Annotated in this window: 13 protein-coding genes and 3 pseudogenes; 7 read left to right on the top strand and 9 right to left on the bottom strand. The window is 38.3% G+C overall.

Annotated features, from left to right (window positions below; all coding sequences use genetic code 11):
- Positions 1-42: 42 nt before the first annotated feature.
- Positions 43-648 (top strand): glutathione S-transferase family protein, encoded by a 606-nt coding sequence (locus HMPREF0014_RS23245; protein ID WP_006580484.1) that lies wholly within the window; start codon positions 43-45, stop codon positions 646-648.
- Positions 649-705: 57 nt separating this feature from the next.
- Here the strand turns inward: HMPREF0014_RS23245 and HMPREF0014_RS26015 are convergent.
- Positions 706-867: pseudogene (locus HMPREF0014_RS26015) on the bottom strand (DUF1345 domain-containing protein); the annotation flags it as partial.
- A 73-nt stretch (positions 868-940) separates the two neighbouring features.
- Here HMPREF0014_RS26015 and HMPREF0014_RS26010 point away from each other — a divergent pair.
- Positions 941-2,031 (top strand): IS4-like element ISAba33 family transposase gene (locus HMPREF0014_RS26010; RefSeq protein WP_115736667.1). Its coding sequence is split into 2 segments (ribosomal slippage): positions 941-1,481 and positions 1,481-2,031, totalling 1,092 coding nucleotides; the frame shifts between segments, so codons are not numbered across the junction.
- Between the two features lie 19 nt (positions 2,032-2,050).
- Here HMPREF0014_RS26010 and HMPREF0014_RS23235 read toward each other — a convergent pair.
- Together HMPREF0014_RS23235 and hcaR are read right to left on the bottom strand one after the other, a co-directional pair.
- Positions 2,051-2,572, bottom strand: a pseudogene (locus tag HMPREF0014_RS23235) (DUF1345 domain-containing protein); the annotation flags it as partial.
- A 257-nt stretch (positions 2,573-2,829) separates the two neighbouring features.
- Positions 2,830-3,729, bottom strand: coding sequence for a DNA-binding transcriptional regulator HcaR (gene hcaR / locus HMPREF0014_RS23230; RefSeq protein ID WP_002053339.1), 900 nt, complete (start codon positions 3,727-3,729; stop codon positions 2,830-2,832).
- A 704-nt stretch (positions 3,730-4,433) separates the two neighbouring features.
- Here hcaR and HMPREF0014_RS23225 point away from each other — a divergent pair.
- Complete coding sequence (locus HMPREF0014_RS23225; protein WP_004710732.1) at positions 4,434-5,486, top strand: MBL fold metallo-hydrolase; 1,053 nt, start codon at positions 4,434-4,436, stop codon at positions 5,484-5,486.
- 68 nt (positions 5,487-5,554) lie between these two features.
- Here HMPREF0014_RS23225 and katG read toward each other — a convergent pair.
- The 3 genes and pseudogenes from katG to HMPREF0014_RS23210 all read right to left on the bottom strand — a co-directional run bounded on the left by katG (position 5,555) and on the right by HMPREF0014_RS23210 (position 11,089).
- Positions 5,555-7,711, bottom strand: a pseudogene (gene katG, locus HMPREF0014_RS23220) (catalase/peroxidase HPI).
- Between the two features lie 513 nt (positions 7,712-8,224).
- Positions 8,225-10,519: a phosphoenolpyruvate--protein phosphotransferase gene (gene ptsP / locus HMPREF0014_RS23215; protein WP_004710729.1), complete on the bottom strand. Its 2,295-nt coding sequence runs from the start codon at positions 10,517-10,519 to the stop codon at positions 8,225-8,227.
- 84 nt (positions 10,520-10,603) lie between these two features.
- Positions 10,604-11,089 (bottom strand): RNA pyrophosphohydrolase, encoded by a 486-nt coding sequence (locus tag HMPREF0014_RS23210; RefSeq protein WP_000567255.1) that lies wholly within the window; start codon positions 11,087-11,089, stop codon positions 10,604-10,606.
- A 183-nt stretch (positions 11,090-11,272) separates the two neighbouring features.
- Here HMPREF0014_RS23210 and HMPREF0014_RS23205 point away from each other — a divergent pair, with 183 nt between their 5' ends.
- Together HMPREF0014_RS23205 and HMPREF0014_RS23200 are read left to right on the top strand one after the other, a co-directional pair.
- The gene (locus HMPREF0014_RS23205; protein ID WP_002053378.1) at positions 11,273-11,923 is read left to right on the top strand and encodes an HAD family hydrolase; all 651 of its coding nucleotides are present in this window, start codon (positions 11,273-11,275) and stop codon (positions 11,921-11,923) included.
- A 153-nt stretch (positions 11,924-12,076) separates the two neighbouring features.
- A complete protein-coding gene (locus HMPREF0014_RS23200) occupies positions 12,077-13,516 on the top strand; it encodes a DUF2252 domain-containing protein (protein ID WP_006580480.1) in 1,440 nt (479 codons plus the stop codon).
- Between the two features lie 4 nt (positions 13,517-13,520).
- Here HMPREF0014_RS23200 and HMPREF0014_RS23195 read toward each other — a convergent pair whose 3' ends face one another.
- Positions 13,521-14,117 (bottom strand): hypothetical protein, encoded by a 597-nt coding sequence (locus HMPREF0014_RS23195; protein ID WP_020992382.1) that lies wholly within the window; start codon positions 14,115-14,117, stop codon positions 13,521-13,523.
- A gap of 95 nt (positions 14,118-14,212) precedes the next feature.
- On the opposite strand from HMPREF0014_RS23195, the gene HMPREF0014_RS23190 reads away from it, so the two are divergent.
- Positions 14,213-14,449: a hypothetical protein gene (locus HMPREF0014_RS23190; protein ID WP_006580478.1), complete on the top strand. Its 237-nt coding sequence runs from the start codon at positions 14,213-14,215 to the stop codon at positions 14,447-14,449.
- Positions 14,450-14,454: 5 nt separating this feature from the next.
- Here HMPREF0014_RS23190 and HMPREF0014_RS23185 read toward each other — a convergent pair whose 3' ends face one another.
- Both HMPREF0014_RS23185 and HMPREF0014_RS23180 read right to left on the bottom strand, forming a co-directional pair.
- On the bottom strand, positions 14,455-15,315 hold the full coding sequence (locus tag HMPREF0014_RS23185) for a LysR family transcriptional regulator (RefSeq protein ID WP_004710713.1): 861 nt from the start codon (positions 15,313-15,315) through the stop codon (positions 14,455-14,457).
- A 117-nt stretch (positions 15,316-15,432) separates the two neighbouring features.
- Positions 15,433-15,681 carry a DUF2061 domain-containing protein gene (locus tag HMPREF0014_RS23180; protein WP_031944325.1) on the bottom strand — a complete coding sequence of 83 codons (249 nt, stop codon included), beginning with the start codon at positions 15,679-15,681 and terminating at the stop codon, positions 15,433-15,435.
- A 244-nt stretch (positions 15,682-15,925) separates the two neighbouring features.
- On the opposite strand from HMPREF0014_RS23180, the gene leuC reads away from it, so the two are divergent.
- Positions 15,926-17,344, top strand: a complete 1,419-nt coding sequence (leuC, locus tag HMPREF0014_RS23175) for a 3-isopropylmalate dehydratase large subunit (protein ID WP_031944373.1) — start codon at positions 15,926-15,928, stop codon at positions 17,342-17,344.
- Positions 17,345-17,349: the final 5 nt, after the last annotated feature.

Below are 17,349 nucleotides of genomic sequence, written 5' to 3'. Positions count from 1 at the left end.
ATATTTGTAGACTAGAACCACGATAAACAAGGAGCCATAAAAATGAGCCTTAAACTTTATACTAACAAAGAATCGCGTGGTGTAGTGATCGACTGGCTTTTAGTCGAGCTTGGTGTCGAATGTGAACGTATTGAACTTGCATACCGAACCGAGATGAAGTCACCAGAATATTTAAAAATTAATCCTTTTGGAAAAGTACCTGTATTGGTAGATGGCGATGTTGTTATTTATGAGTTAGGGGCAATTTGCGCATATCTTGCGGACAAGTTTAGTGATAAAGGCTTGGCACCAGCGTTGAATGATCCAAAGCGTGGTTTGTATTATCGTTGGTTATTTATGATGGCTGGACCTTGGGAAGCTGCTGGCGTTGATAAAGCTCTAGGAATAAAAGTATCTCCTGAGCAAAAAATGTTTGTGAGTTATGGTGATTACAACGATGCTTACCATGCTTTGATTCAAGGGCTGAGTGAGGCTAATCCATACTTATGTGGTGAACAGTTTACGGCAGCAGATGTAAGCGTGGGCGCGATGTTGTTATGGCAATTGAAAATGAACACGATTGAATCACACCCTACCATTACACGTTATGTTGAAACGATTAAACAACGTGAAGGGTTAAAACAAAGCAGTATGGGCGGATTATTGTAAACCTATGCTACTTCGAGCCACCTTTTAAGGTGGCTTTTTGTTTTTTAATCAAAAGCTTTAATTGCTAATAAAACCCGCAGCGACGTTAATACAAATTGCTAAAATAGTCGTGTTAAAGCCAAATGCCAGAACGAAATGAAATAAGTTTAGCAAACGCATATGCCTAGTGGTAACCGATACATCTGCTGTTTGTGCTGAAGTACCAATAATATAACTAAAATCTTTGTACACGACAAAAAAAGATAACTCATTGAAATAATGGCATAATACTTGTTTTCTGACGACGAATATGATGACACATTTCAATGAGTTACATCTCATCTTAAACAAATATCTAAAGTGGAACAAGTCACATGTAAAATGTTTTACACTGATTATGATTGCATTAATTGTAAAACAGACATGTAATCTTTCTTCTGCATCTAAAGCCTTACCCATCAAGTGCTTACCACAATCATTTTATCGACGTATACAACGCTTCTTTGCAGGTCAGTATTTTGATTATCGTCAAATTTCTCAGTTAATTTTCAATATATTTTCATTCGACAAAGTGCAACTGACTTTAGATAGAACCAATTGGAAATGGGGAAAACGAGATATCAATATCTTGATGTTAGCCATCGTCTATCGTGGAATAGCGATACCTATTGTTTGGACATTGCTCAATAAACGTGGAAATTCAGATACAAAAGAGCGTATTGCTTTGATTCAACGCTTTATCTCTATTTTTGGTAAAGACCGTATTGTGAATGTGTTCGCAGACAGAGAATTTATCGGTGAGAAATGGTTTACATGGTTAATTGAAAATGACATTAACTTCTGTATACGTGTTAAAAAAACTTTATTGTGACCAATCACTTAGCCAGGAATCATAAAATTAGTGATTTATTTCGTCATCTTCAAGTTGGTCAAACTGAATGTCGTAAACGACGTATTTGGGTTGGTCGAGTAAAACTGTATATTAGTGCGCTACGATTAGAAGATGGAGAACTTTTACTTGTTGTTTCTCCTATGTTTAATGCTTCTGCTATTCGTGATTATGCATTACGCTGGGAAATCGAAACCTTATTTAGTTGTCTCAAAGGACGTGGATTCAATCTTGAAAATACTCGTTTAACAGACCCTGGACGAGTCAAGAAATTGATAGCAGTGCTAGCTATCGGTTTCTGTTGGTGCTATTTAACAGGTGAATGGCAACATGATCGAAAAAAAGCGATAAAAATAAAGAAGCATGGACGACTTTCAGTAAGTTTATTTCGCTACGGTTTGGACTATGTTCAAATGGCTATTCTACGTTTGATTGGTTTTGGAAAAAAAGAAGAATTTAAGAAAGTGCTAGCAATTTTAAGAAAGAAAAAGCCTGATAGGACAAGGATCCTATGAAATTTGTCGTGTACAGAGAACTAAAATATAAGAAATCAGGATATGTTGGATTTTTGGTCCCTGGAAAATCTAATCCACCACTTTCTTCATTTCTGGATAAAGCCATGTAAAAGTCATGTGCATAGTGCAAGGCGAAAACAGTGTGCATAAAAAGCCATGCTGAAACAATGGTAAGTAAAGCTAAAGCAACGTGTCCTAATTTTGCATAATGGTCAGAAGGAAGCTGAGACAGCTGTACTAATATAGCAACTAGACACATAGAAATTGCAAGTAAAACAATCAGCATAATGACCCATTTGCTTTCATCTTGTTTTTTAGCTTGCTGCTGCATTTGAGAGTGATCAGCATTTTTCATAAGTTTGAAAACATTCAATAAATATAAGCCAATCGAACCGTTCCAGCTTACTAATAAAATAGTAGACCATTTCCATGAGGTAAACCAAGTCAATAGAATTCCAGCAATAACGCCAACGAATAAAGCAATAAAGAAGTGAGGTCGGTTTTTTACGCTACGCCCCAAATGCTTTAATAGTCCCAACATTTACTCGACTCTCCTTATGCCGTAAAAACTATTTTTTACTATTTGGTTAATTTAACATTAAGTTTTATATATTGTTTATACTTTTGATTGTCTTTTTAAATAATATTTTTGATAAGCTAAAATATAAAAAATTATCGCAATTTAAATAATGGATCAAAAGTATAAAATAAATCTTAAGCTCATTTATTTTATACTTTAATTTAGATTCTCTAACTAATTTATTATTGCCAAATAAAGTTAACTTTAATTTGTCGTATTTAATCGAGATTCTTATCAAGATGAAACACTTTATTGAGCTGGTCAATAAATCTTTTAACACCTACAGATTCTGTATTTTTACGATAACTGACAAATAAATCTAAAGAAGGTAAATCCACATCTAAAGGGCGAACTACTGTATTTGATACACCTAGAGGTGCAACATAGGCTGGTAAAATCGTACAACCTAGACCTGACCCAATCGAATTAATATTGAGTAAAATACTATCGGCCTTTTGTACGATATTCAGATCAATACCATGAGTTTTAGTAAATTCTAAAATAGTATTGTGCAGCGTATTCGATTGTTCGGCGGCAGGAATAATAAAATCTATACCGTGTAAAGCTTTTACAGGAATGCGTTCATATTTAGCCAAAGGATGGTTTCTAGGTAATAAAAAAATTAATGGTTCTGTTAAAACAAATTGGCTTTGGATTTCATCGGTTTCGGTATTATCACGAGTGAAGGTGATGTCGAGTTCACCTCTTTTTAATGCTTTGAGTTGTTCTGTATTATTTAAGCTTGATAGTTCAATGGTCAGGTCAGGATGTTGTAATCGTAGATTTGGAAGTACGTACGGGAAAATTTTCATTTCTGCAATGGGGACAAAACCAATACGTAATAATTGTTGTTTGGCCTTTGAGACTTGACGTGCCATCGCTACAGCTTTATCTGCTTGAGCAAGTGTTAAACGGGCATGTTCTAAAAATACTTCACCTTCTTCAGTTAACTCGACTTTACGTTTTGTGCGGTTTAAAAGTCGTACACCGACATCTTCTTCTAAATCTTTAATTTGTTGGCTAAGGGAGGGTTGAGCAGTATAGAGTTTTAGAGCGGCCTTACTAAAATTTAATTCTTCAGCAACAGTGATGAAATATCGAAGATGGCGTAATTCCATAAGACTAATCCAAAAAATGTCTTACTATGATTTAAGTAAAGTATAAAGCATAAAACTATATAGCGTGAAGATGCTTTAGATATTTATAAAATAAATGAAAATTTATAAATCATTATTAAATTAATATGAAATTTTTCTTAATTATTAATTTATAAAATATATTAATTGCCGATTATTAACTGTTTTTTTTAAATTTTCATAGGAAATTTTAATTTCTTTTTTAAAAATCACTTAAAGTTTTCTCATATTATGAAAAAATCTATTATTAATGCAGAGATTTAGGTGTTGATTTTTTTAGCGAAAAATTTTGGAAAGTATTTTTATAGTAAATGTATCACACTTATATTGCTCTATTTTTTTAGTTTATCAATCATCGATAAAAGTTGATAAAATTAAGCAATTTAAAAGATTTATTGAATAACTAAGATAAAAGTAGTTCATCCTTTAGCTATAGATTACTTATTATATACTATTGTTATGTTATACAGTAGCTTTTAATAAGAACTGTAAGTAACGAATCACAAACTCAACACATCTAAACATTTTTTTGTGGCACTTTAGATTGGTGTATGTCGGCGGCGACAAAAATAAAGGGATATTTATATGATAAATAAGTGTAAGTGTCATAGCTTAATTTATTTAAATCGCTAAGATAGAAAATTGAATGAATCATCCTCCTGATGCTACAACCATAGAATAAGCCCATGAAAGACAAGCCGACATTAACTTATCAATTGCCGACTCAGTCCTGTTGGACGCATACATGGATAAAACCGCCTTTTTGTCATCCTGAATTGGGCCATGAAAACGACACCCGTTTTTATAATCAGCAGCCTAGATCGCCTGCACGAGGATCGAAAGAATTATTGCGTTGGTTAGTCACTCGTGAATCTTATACATGGAATGTTGATATTCAAGGTGAATACGAAACTCGTGTGAATACACCAATTGCCTTACCACAGAACCGTCCTCATGCGGATTTAGATGATTGGCAAGTATGGTTTGTAGGTCACGCTACTGTACTCATTCAAATTGGACCATATAACTTTATTACCGACCCGGTTTGGTGTGATTATGCGAGTCCGTTGCATGGGCGTGGACCACGCCGTGTATGCCCGGCCGGTTTTGCTTTGGAACAGTTGCCCACTATTCATGGAGTCTTACTGAGCCATAATCATTATGATCATATGGATTTGGCAACGCTTGAATGGTTGCACAAGAAATTTGCGATGCCGATTTATACAGGGCTTGGCAACGGGTTTTACTTGCCTAAAGATTTCCATGTCATTGAAATGGATTGGTGGCAAGAAATTCCTTATCATGAGTTAAGAATTGTCTATACACCTGCTCAGCACGGTTCGGGGCGGGGCTTACGTGATCAAAATAAAGCACTTTGGGGTGGTTTTTCGGTTTTAGCAAAAACAGGTCATTGTTTTTTCGCTGGTGACACTGGCTATGCAGCACACTTCAAACAGATACATGCACGTTATGGCGCACCACGTGTTGCTTTACTTCCAATTGGAGCTTATGAACCTCGTAAACTAATGAGCTACGTTCACATGAACCCTCAAGATGCAGTTCATGCACATTTGGATTTACAAGCGCATCGTTCTGTTGCGATTCACTATCGAACTTTTCAGTTAACAGATGAAGATCGGGAAGACCCTGAACATGCTTTAGCTCAAGCTATTAAAGCTTCATCAAAACTTGCTAATCCCTTTTATTGTATTCGAGAAGGGCATAAATTGACTGTCTAAAAGCCTATGGTTTTTATATTAAAAAAGCCAGTTCAAATTGAACTGGCTTTTTATTATTTGGACTTAAATTAAGCTAAGTCAAAACGGTCAAGATTCATGACTTTTGTCCATGCTGCAACAAAGTCTTTAACAAATTTTTCTTTACCGTCGGCTTGAGCATAAACCTCTGCCAATGCACGTAAGATTGAATTAGAACCAAAGACTAAATCATTGCGTGTTGCAGTAAATTTAACTGCACCTGTTTTACGATCTTTGCCTTCAAATACTTCACTTGTTGAATCAACAGGTGCCCATACATTCGACATGTCGAGTAAGTTTGTAAAGAAATCTGTGCTAAGTACACCGACTTGCTGAGTGAATACACCATGCTGTGAACCATCCCAATTGGTGCCCAGTACACGTAAACCACCAATTAATGCAGTTAACTCTGGTGCAGTCAAAGTCAGTTGCTGAGCTTTATCAATCAATAAGATTTCAGCTGGTGTGTTGACTCCCTGTTTTTTCCAGTTTCTAAAGCCATCAGCAGCGCCGAGTAGTAATTGGAAAGTTTCGATATCAGTTTGACTTTGTAATGCATCTACACGACCAGGAGCGAATGGTACGCTAACGTTGAAACCTGCCGCCTGAGCAGCTTGTTCTACACCGATGTTCCCTGCAAGCACAATTAAGTCAGCCAATGATAATTGAGTTGATGCTTTGAGTTCTTCAATTTTAGTTAAAGTCTCAACAGCTTTTTTATTGACTTCCCAACCACGTTGAGGAGCTAAAGCAATGCGTGCACCGTTTGCTCCACCGCGTTTGTCTCCACCACGGAATGTTGATGCTGATGCCTAACCAAGAGAAACCAACTCACCGGCAGATAATCCTAATGCCACAATTTTTGCTTTTGCATCAGCAATACTTGCAGCAGATGGAATAGCGTTAGCGGCCGGTAATGGGTCTTGCCAAATTAAATCTTCAGCAGGGACTTCAGGACCTAAATAACGTGCTTTTGGACCCATATCACGGTGAGTTAATTTGAACCAGGCACGAGCAAAAGCATTTGCGAAAGCTTGAGGGTCGTTATGGAAGCGACGAGAGATCTTTTCAAATTCAGGGTCAAAACGTAAAGTCAAATCTGTAGTCAACATTGTTGGCTTACGTTTAATTGACGGGTCGAAAGGATCAGGAATAATTGCCTCAGCATCTGCTGCTACCCATTGAATTGCACCAGCAGGTGAACGTTCTTGTACCCACTCGTATTTGAATAGGTTTTCAAAGAAGTAATTGCTCCATTGTGTTGGTGTCTGTGACCAAATTACTTCTAAACCTGACGTGATCGCATCTTTACCCACACCTGTGCCATAGCTATTTGCCCAGCCAAAGCCCATTTGCTCAATTGGAGCGCCTTCTGGATCGGCATGAACATGGTCAGCAGAGGCTGCACCGTGAGTTTTACCTAAAGTATGACCGCCTGCAATCAAAGCAACAATTTCTTCATCGTCCATTGCCATGTTGCCGAAAGTCGCGCGAATAAACGGCGCAGCTGATCTTGGGTCACCGCTAGCTTCTGGACCTTCAGGGTTTACATAAATTAGTCCCATCTCGGTTGCCGCAAGATTACTGCCAGCTAAAGCTTCAGAGTTACGGTGAGCTAACCATTCTTTTTCATCGCCCCAGTTTACATCGTTGTCTGGTTCCCAAACATCTTCACGGCCTGCACCAAAACCAAAGGTACGGAAGCCAGAAGACTCAAGTGCAATATTTCCGGCAAGAATAAATAAGTCAGCCCATGATATTTTTTGACCGTATTTTTGTTTAACAGGCCATAGTAAACGGCGTGCTTTATCTAAACTTGCGTTGTCAGGCCAGCTATTTAAAGGCGCAAAACGTTGTTGACCACGACCCGCACCACCACGGCCATCACCCATACGGTAGGTGCCGGCAGCATGCCATGCTAAACGAATAAATAAGCCTGTGTAATTTCCCCAATCGGCTGGCCACCAATCTTGGGAATCGGTTAAGACATTTTTGATATCCGCTTTAAGTGCGTAGTAGTCAATTTTTTTAAATTCTTCACGGTAATTAAAATCTTTACCAAGTGGATTAGAGCGTTCTGAATGTTGATTGAGTAAGTCGACGCGTAATTGATTTGGCCACCAGTGCAAATTAGTCGTGCCACCACCGACTGTTACTTGCGGTTTTGAGTTATGACCTGAAAAAGGACATTTTGATTCGTTTGACATGATTATATTCTCTCTGGGTAATATTTATTTGAGCTCTTAATGGAACCGAAAGCTCATTTTCCTGGACTTCTGGGTTAAAAAAATGATGCTTATCGAATAAAGAAATGAGGAAACAAGTGGTGAGATAAACCGTTTTAAAAATTTTTCACTGTTATGTCAGCTCATCATTTTTATTCAACAATACATGAGTTTCCTTTGTTTATTATTCCTTCAATTTACTGCATGAAGGCTAAAAAACAAGAGGGAAAATGGTTCGACTTTTGCAAATAATGATGCATGGCATGAGCTCCTTAATCATTGAAACATCGCAATATCTTTCAATTTCGTTCTTTAAATATACTAAAATTTGATTGTTTATTTTTCAAATGGATTAAATTGTCCATATTAATAGATAAAACCGATTTTAACGGTGAAGCAAAATTGTTGAGTATGGTAAATGAGGATTTGAAAAAAGAAAAAACTAAAACTAGTTCAATTAAAAAGGAGAGTTAAAACTCTCCTTTTTTTAAATATTTATACGGTGACAAGGCGGTTAGATTTAACCATATCCGCCAAACCATGCGTTTTAAAGTAATACTCAAGCCAGCTTTTTACAATAAGCGGGTTATTCATTTTCATGACATCATCAAGTAACTTTTGCGCATCTGTCATTGGTACATGGCAAATTGCTTTACGCACACGCAAGATATTGCTTGAACTCATAGAAAGAGTATTAAAGCCCATTGCCATTAGTAAGATTGCTGATAATGGGTCACCCGCCATCTCACCACAAATACTTACCGGTTTTTGGTATTTGTGACATTCCTTCACCAGTCGAGTCAACGCACGCAAAATAGATGGATGGAAGTGTGAATATACGCTAGCCACATGCGGATTATTACGGTCTACCGCAAGTAAGTATTGAGTTAAGTCATTTGAACCAACCGAGAAAAAATCGACAAGTTCAGCAAACTCATCAATTTGTAGCAGTACACTTGGTACCTCTACCATAATCCCGATTTTTGGTTTAGTAATTTTAACTTGCTCTTCTTCTTGCACGGCTATCCAGTCTCGCTCAAGTAAATAAAGTACTTCTTCGACTTCACTTACTGTTGTCACCATTGGCAATAGAATATGCAAGTTATTTAAACCAATACTGGCTTTGAGCATTGCCCGGATTTGTGCTGAGAAAATCTCTGGATGATCGAGTGTAAAACGAATACCGCGCCATCCTAATGCCGAGTTTTCTTCTTCGATACTGAAGTACGGTAAATCTTTATCGGCACCAATATCGAGGGTTCGCATTACCACTGGTTTATTGGCAAAGTGACTCAACTGTTGGCGGTAGATTGCACGTTGTTCTTCTTCACCTGGGAAACGTTCCCGTAACATGAATGGAATTTCACTTCGGTATAGACCTACACCTTGCGCGCCGCGTTGTACGCCGCGAACAACATCAATCATGAGACCCGTGTTTACAAAAAGTTGAACAGAAACCCCATCAGGAGTAATCGCTTCTTTGGTCTCGTATTGTTTGAGATCTTTTGCGATTTGCTCGTCTTCTTTTTGAATTTCTTTATAGCGTTGGCGTAAACGACGTGGAGGGTTCACAAAAACACGACCCTGATAGGCATCCACAATCATTTCCGCGTCATCAAGCGTATTTACAGGCAGTTCGGTTACACCAACTACAGTTGGAATACCTAATGCGCGTGCCACAATCACCATATGTGAATTAGCTGCACCTTCTGAGGTTACAATAGCAGCGATATTATCGACCGGTAACTCGACGAGCGCAGCAGTACTAATTTCTTCACCAATTAAAATACTGTCTGGACTGAGTTCACGGTGGCTAGAATCTTCTTCTTGTAAACACGCTAAAATACGTCGGCCTAAATCTTTAAGATCGGAAACGCGTTCGCGAAGATAGTCATCTTCCATTTGCGCAAATAGGGCAGTGTGCTTTTCAATTACACGACGTACAGCACCTTGTGCCCAATGACCATCACGAATCAGATCTTTAATTTCTGCGGGTAATGCATTTTCATCTAGCATTCTTAAGAAAACACTAAATAAAGCGCGTTCTTCTGCCATGAGTGAATCATGCATTTTTTCGTCTAAAGAACGAATCTCTGAACGAACTGATGAGATCGCTTGATCTAAAAGGCGAAGTTCATGGCTAATATCTTCTGCTTCACGGTCAGGGACAGCACCCAAATCGGCAGGTGGATATAAAATGATAGCGCGGCCTAAAGCAACACCGCCTGCACCTGAAGCGCCTTGGAAGGTTTTATAGGCAGGTCCATTGCTTGGTTTACGAAATACATCGATGTTACCAACCGCGTGAGCATGTGCAATTACCCCGGAAAGCTGTGCACATAGCGTAACTAAAAAGGACTCGGCTGCTTCGCTAAAATCTTGAGGAAGTCTATTTTGGACGACTAAAACACCCATAACCTTACGACGGTACATGACAGGTACGCCGAGGAATGAGTTATAAATTTCTTCGCCCGTTTCGGGTAAGTACAAGAAGCGCTCATGCTTTGGGGCATTATCAAGGTTAACGATTTCCTCACGTTGCCCAACCAGACCGACCAAGCCTTCACCTAACTGCAATGAGACATGTCCAACAGATTCTGGATTTAAGCCTTTTGAGGCCATCAAGACATAACGCTGATTGCGTTCATCGAGTAAATAAATAGAGCAAACATCCACTTTCATGGCCTCAGCAACCTGATTGACCATAATGTCTAACGATTCATGCAAACTCACGGACGCATTAATCTCTTGGACAATGCGTCTTAGAGTGTCGAGTTGCATGTTTGACATGGATGTATACTCCAGTATTTTTTAGACTATGAATGTATTTATAACAGCACTTTTAATAAAAATCATTTGCTAGATAAATGATTTTTAGGGTAATTGTTGCATAGGCAACTGTGTACACAACTCCACCATGGCTTTGCGGTAAACATCACGCTTAAAGTTCACCACTTGACCAAGAGGATACCAATAGCTAACCCACTGCCATTCATCGAATTCGGGCGGGTCAGAGAGGTTCAACTGAATATTTTTTGCAGGCGCAGTTAACTTCAGTAAAAACCATTTTTGTTTCTGTCCGATACATACGGGGTCAGAGTCTGACCGAATGTACCGATGTGGCAAACGATAACGCAGCCATCCCTTGGTTTGCGCAATAATTTGGACATGTTCGGGCAATAAGCCGATTTCTTCTCTCAGTTCTCGAAAAAGTGCCTGTTCAGGGGTTTCTCCAAACTGGATGCCTCCTTGTGGAAATTGCCAAGCATTGTGACCAATGCGCTTTGCCCATAAAACCTGTCCATCATCGTTTGCCAAAATGATCCCGACATTCGGTCGGAAACCTTCTGAGTCGATCATTTGGCTACCTAAATATTTGTCTATATCGTTGACTTTGACCACGGGGACCAACAACTTTTTATGTCCAGCTCGAAAAGATCAAAGTAAAATGTTTAAATTGTTACGATCTTAACGAATTTCTATCGACTAGCGGAGATAGATTTACATTTTTTTTCTTAAATTTCAGTTTAAACGAGAATTTTCATGAAACTGGCGTTGTTTGATTTAGACCATACCTTGTTAAATACCGATTCAGACCATTCTTGGGGTGAATTTTTAGTCAATGAAGGTTTGGTTGATCCGGTTCATCATCGTCAGATGAATGATAAATTTTATGAAGATTACAAAGCAGGGCAACTTGACCCCTATGCTTATAATGAATTTGTTTTTGGCTTTTTAACTAAGCATGACAATAACTATTTAACTGAGCTTCATCAGTTGTTTATGGAAAAAGTAATTCGCCCTCAAATGCGCCCTAAAGGTTTTGAGGCGATTAAGAAACATCAAGATTTAGGCCATACCATTGTGGGTATTACGGCAACGAGTGATTTTATTACGGCGCCGATTTTCCGTGAATTTGGCATTACTGAAATTTTAGCAACCAATGCCGAAGTTGTTGATGGCAAATATACAGGTAAAGTTGCGGGCTTGGCATGTTATCAAAAAGGTAAGCTTGCGCGTCTTGACGATTGGTTGGCTGGACGCAGTGTGTCTGAGTCTTGGGCTTATTCAGATTCAATCAATGACCGTTTTTTACTTGAATATGCAACACATGCAATTGCTGTAAATCCTGATGATCGTCTAGAAAAGTTAGCTCAAGAGCATAACTGGGAAATTCAGGACTGGTCGATTTAAGATTGTAGAGTTGGAAGACCCATACGGTATTTAAGGTTTTCCAACTCTTCATTCATTAGGTTTAAATCATTCTTTTTATATCCTATGAAAATCCTAATCCAAAAATAAATATTGATAAGTTCAATAAAAATAAATTTAAAAAAAGAGGTAATAATGTCAAAAACACCACAGATTAAATTACCAGAACAACTTTGGAATAATCAAAGCATTGATTTAACACGTCATAGCTATCAAGGAAAATTACTGAGTAAAAGTGAGGGTTTTAAATTAGGTAAGACTCAACGGAAAAAAGTACCGCTTGAACAACTTTCAAAACTTTCTGAACGGCCAGAAGGAACAACTGCTTTAACGATCTATGATTGGAATAACCAAGGACGTTTAGAAAAACTCAAACCGATTCGTGCAAAACGGATGAGCGTTTCACCATTTACATTTTATCGTGGTATGCCTTCTTTGATGCTATTTGACCAAGTGTGGGAGCCACTAAATTCAGGTTTATTTCAACAGATTTGTGGTGATTGTCATTTAAGTAACTTTGGTGGTTTTGCAAGTCCAGAACGCAACCTGTTATTTGGAATTAATGATTTTGATGAAACTTTAGTTGCCCCGTTTGAATGGGATGTAAAGCGTTTAGCAACCAGTTTTGTGATTGCAGCACGCGATATTAATCTTGCAGATAAAGTGGGTTTAAAAGCAGTTAAAATAATGCTGAATAGTTATCGTCAGCACTTATTAGAAAATGCAAAACTTTCGCCCCTACAAGTTTGGTATGAAAAAATTGATGCCGTTACCTTATTAGAAAATACTGAATGCCGAAAACTAAGAAAGAAAAGTGAAAAGGATCTTGATTCTGCACAGAAAAAAACGGTGTACTCTGTATTGCCGAAGCTTACACAGCAAGACCAAGATACAGGCTTGCGTCATTTTGTAGATGATGCGCCGTTATTATGGCACCCAAATGCAGATGAACCATTTAGTAAAGATGTTGACGTATTCTTTAAACAATACCGTGACTCTTTGAAATATGATCGCCAAGTCCTTTTTGATCGTTATCAATGTACAGATGTGGCTTTTAAAGTGGTTGGTATTGGAAGTGTTGGTACACGATCAGCCATAGCATTATTTCAGGATGCAGATCGGGAGCCGTTAATTTTACAAATGAAAGAAGCGAATCCATCAATTCTTAGTCCGTTATTTGTAGAAAAAGTAAATCACGAAGGTGAACGTGTAATACATGGACAGCAACTGATGCAAGCCGCAAGTGATATATTTCTTGGGTTTTCCTCAATATCAACTCAACATTTTCATGTACGTCAGTTACGTGATATGAAAATCTCTTTTAATCTTAAGGATATGGATGAAGAGTATTTCTATAAGTATGCTGAAGATTGTGGCTTGGCTTTAGCGCATGCCCATGCAAAATCGGGAAATGCAGATGTGCTTATAGGATATCTTGGAGAGGGTGATACGATTATAGACGTATTACAAACCTATGCAGAAGAATATGCAGAGCGTAATCTAAACGACTATCAGCAATTTATGAATGAAATTGCTGATAGTAAGATTCAGCTCGCCGGAGATGATGCACTTTAATAAATTATTTAACTTTCTCTGTGACATGCCAAATATTTGGGTCAGGGTTCTGTTGATGCCAATGCTTGAATTGCGCCCGCCATTGCTGAAAGGGCTCCGATAACGTAGGGCGTGGATCATCACTTAAGCTATAAGCCATGCCTTCTACCAGCCATTTAGGTTTAGTCAGCATTGCTATATTTCCCCATTCTTCGGCTTGTCGATGATGAATAAGTTCATGAGTGATATAGAAATCTTTCCAGCCTCGTGGTGCAACCAATAACCCCAAATTACCAACCGCTTTAGCGGCTGCTTTTTCCATACCAAAGGTATTGGCACATTGTGGAGTGGAGCAAAAAACCATAGTGGGCTGTTGATGAAAAGCACCTAATTTATCTTGGGTTTCTTGTAATGCCTGATTATAAAGTGTGTTCGCAAGAGGTTGTGTCTTTGGATCATCTACACAGACTTGACCATCACAATGTAACAATGAAAGGTGATGGGCGAAAATAACACGTATCGGTTTAAACCAAATAAATGTAACTAGAACTAAGATAGCTAAAGTTATAAATATATATAAACCGACTTTAATTATATTTGAATATGGATTCTTCACGATCATGAATCTTAAGCGAAAAGTATAAGGATAGTAGAGTAAAGGGTATATATTTACAGTATTATTTCTAATCAATATATAACTTTATTAATTAAAATAGCATGACTAAAAATAAGCGCACTAAAAGTAAAGGTAGCAATGGTTTCTTTCAAGAATTTATAGATCAGCTCATTACCGCTATTTTTGGTGAGTTACTTATTTATATCATTGCTTTACTGTTTATGAGTGCACTTGGCGGAATTATTTTCGCTGCCATATGTTTCAGTTGGGGCGTTCTATTTTTACTACTACCTTTCGCAGTTTTGATTTATATCCTTGTTAAAAAATATAGCCATTAATACCGTTATTCTTGCATCATTTTAATCAACTCTTGCATGGCTCTAGATTGCGTACGTGCAGGGTGCCATACCATACCTAGCTGACGGTTCATCTCGACATTTAAATCGAGCTGCTGCATATCTTGATTCAATAAAGTTTTTGGTAAAACTGACCAACCTAAACCAATAGAGACCAACATACGAATTGACTCTAGAGGGTTATTACTCATAGTAATTTTCGGTTTAAGCCCCTGTTTTTCAAACTCGGCCAAAGTAATTTGGGCTGTATAAGTCTGTGCGGCAGGCAGCAAACTTGGATATTCAATTAAATCTTGTAAGGTTAAATTCTTTTTTTGAGCCAATGGATGAAATGGAGCAGCTACAAAAACTAAAGGATCATTCCAGATGGTAATGTAGTTAAGACGTTCATCACCTGAAGGAGGAAGCGTTAAAAATGCAAGCTCTAAATCACCAGCAAGGACCTGTTCGTGGGCTTGTTCTGAGTCAACAAAATGTACGTCTAAAGTGACTTGTGGAAACTGCTGAACAAAGTGTTTAAGTGGAGCAGGTAAGTGGTGCAAACCGATGTGATGACTCGTGCCAATTTTTAAACGGCCTTGTATTTGTGTTTGTTCATGACTTAGCGTGTGGTGAATATCTTTAAGTTCATTTAACCAGCTTTTGACTTTTGGTAATAATGAATGCGCAGCATGAGTGGCTTGAACCCCACGTCCTGCCGACTCAAATAGCTTTACGCCGAAATATTCTTCGAGACTATGAATACGTTTGGTAACAGCAGGTTGGGTAATAAAGAGTTGATCTGCAGCCACAGAGATAGACCCTGTTTCCATAACTTTTACAAAAGCTTCAAAGGCTGCAAGATTCATAATACAACTCTACTTGGGATAGAAAAATCGAGAGAGGCTAAAGTCGCCAAGCCAAAATCGTATCATGCTTGCAGCCAAACGTTCTATAAACTTGTGATTTGGCGTATTAATCTTAACCTAAGCAGTTGTCTCTTTTTCGTTTAAAGCTGAAATACGACGGTCTTTTGCTGCCCATACTTTTTCATGAAAGAAAAATGCAAATGCTTGTACGGTTGGTTCTAACATACTTAATGTTAAAGCCATCCAAATATTACCCGTTACAAAGTAGGCAACTAACATGGCTACCGTAATATGCATAATGTAGTAACTTAAGGTTTTCTTTAATGTACGTTGGTTATTTACAACGAATTTTTGAATATTAGCCATCATCGTTCTCTCTACCTATATTTGATATTTTTAGTATAGAGATAAGAGTATAAGATTAAAAATGGATTATGCAAATGATAATCATTAACAAAACCGATTTAAATATTTTTGAACAATATAAATAAAGACGGGAATGATTCCTAAAAGTTTTCTAATTTATAAAAATGATAAATTAGATTTATGTGAAACTCTGGCTATAATCGAAGAAAGATTAGAATTACCCAGTCCAATGGAGCAAGACGACATGGCAGGCAAAACTTTATATGACAAATTGTGGGATGACCACGTAGTTACAGAGCGTGATGATGGTTCGTGCTTACTTTATATCGACCGTCATTTATTGCATGAAGTAACAAGTCCACAAGCATTTGAAGGTTTGCAACTTGCGGGTCGTCAACCGTGGCGTTTAAGCGCAAACGTAGCTACACCAGACCACAACGTTCCAACCTCTAAAAAAGAGCGTGATCAGGGCATTGCAGGTATTGAAGATGATACATCGCGTATTCAGGTTCAAACCTTAGATGATAACTGTAAGGCATTTAATATCGTTGAATTTGGTATTAATGACATTCGCCAAGGTATTGTGCATGTTGTTGGTCCTGAGCAAGGCTTAACTTTACCGGGTATGACGGTAGTATGTGGTGACTCGCATACAGCAACTCATGGTGCCTTTGGTTGTTTGGCACATGGTATCGGGACATCTGAAGTTGAACACGTTTTAGCGACACAATGTTTGATTCAGAAAAAATCAAAAAATATGTTGGTTCGTGTTGATGGCGTTTTAGGTAAGGGCGTAACACCAAAAGATGTGGTGTTGGCGATTATCGGTAAAATCGGTACCGCAGGCGGTACGGGTTACGCAATTGAGTTCGGTGGCCAAGTTTTCCGTAATATGTCGATTGAAGGACGTATGACGGTATGTAACATGGCGATTGAAGCGGGTGCACGTGTTGGTATGGTTGCAGTTGATGACAAAACCATTGAATACGTAAAAGGCCGTAGCTACGCACCAAAAGGCGAGCAGTGGGAACAAGCGGTTACTTATTGGAACACTTTACATTCAGACGATGATGCTGTTTTTGATGCAGTTGTTGAGTTAAATGGCGCAGAGATTGAACCACAGGTATCTTGGGGTACTTCACCTGAGATGGTAATTCCAGTATCTAAAGCTGTACCAACTTTAGAACAAGCGAAAGATGACGTACAACGTAGTGACTGGACACGTGCGTATCAATATATGGGGTTAAACGCAGGTCAGGCATTGGCTGAAATTCAACTTGACCGTGTATTTATTGGTTCTTGCACTAACTCACGTATTGAAGATATCCGTGCTGCTGCTGAGGTGGTTAAAGGCCGTAAAGTGGCTTCTAGCATTAAGCAAGCGATGATTGTTCCGGGTTCTGGTTTAGTGAAACAGCAGGCAGAAAAAGAAGGTTTGGATAAAATTTTCTTAGAAGCTGGTTTCGAGTGGCGTGAACCGGGTTGTTCAATGTGTCTAGCCATGAATGCAGACAAGTTACAACCGGGCGAACACTGTGCATCGACATCAAACCGTAACTTTGAAGGTCGTCAAGGGAATGGTGGCCGTACTCACTTGGTAAGTCCGGCAATGGCAGCAGCGGCTGCAATTGCAGGTCATTTTGTTGACGTTCGTTCATTTTAATTCGG

The sequence above is a fragment of the Acinetobacter sp. RUH 2624 genome (assembly GCF_000162375.2).
GTDB classification, from domain to species: Bacteria; Pseudomonadota; Gammaproteobacteria; order Pseudomonadales; family Moraxellaceae; genus Acinetobacter; species Acinetobacter nosocomialis.
Note: the sequence above shows the minus strand (reverse complement) of the source record. Positions and strands in the feature narration are given on the sequence as shown.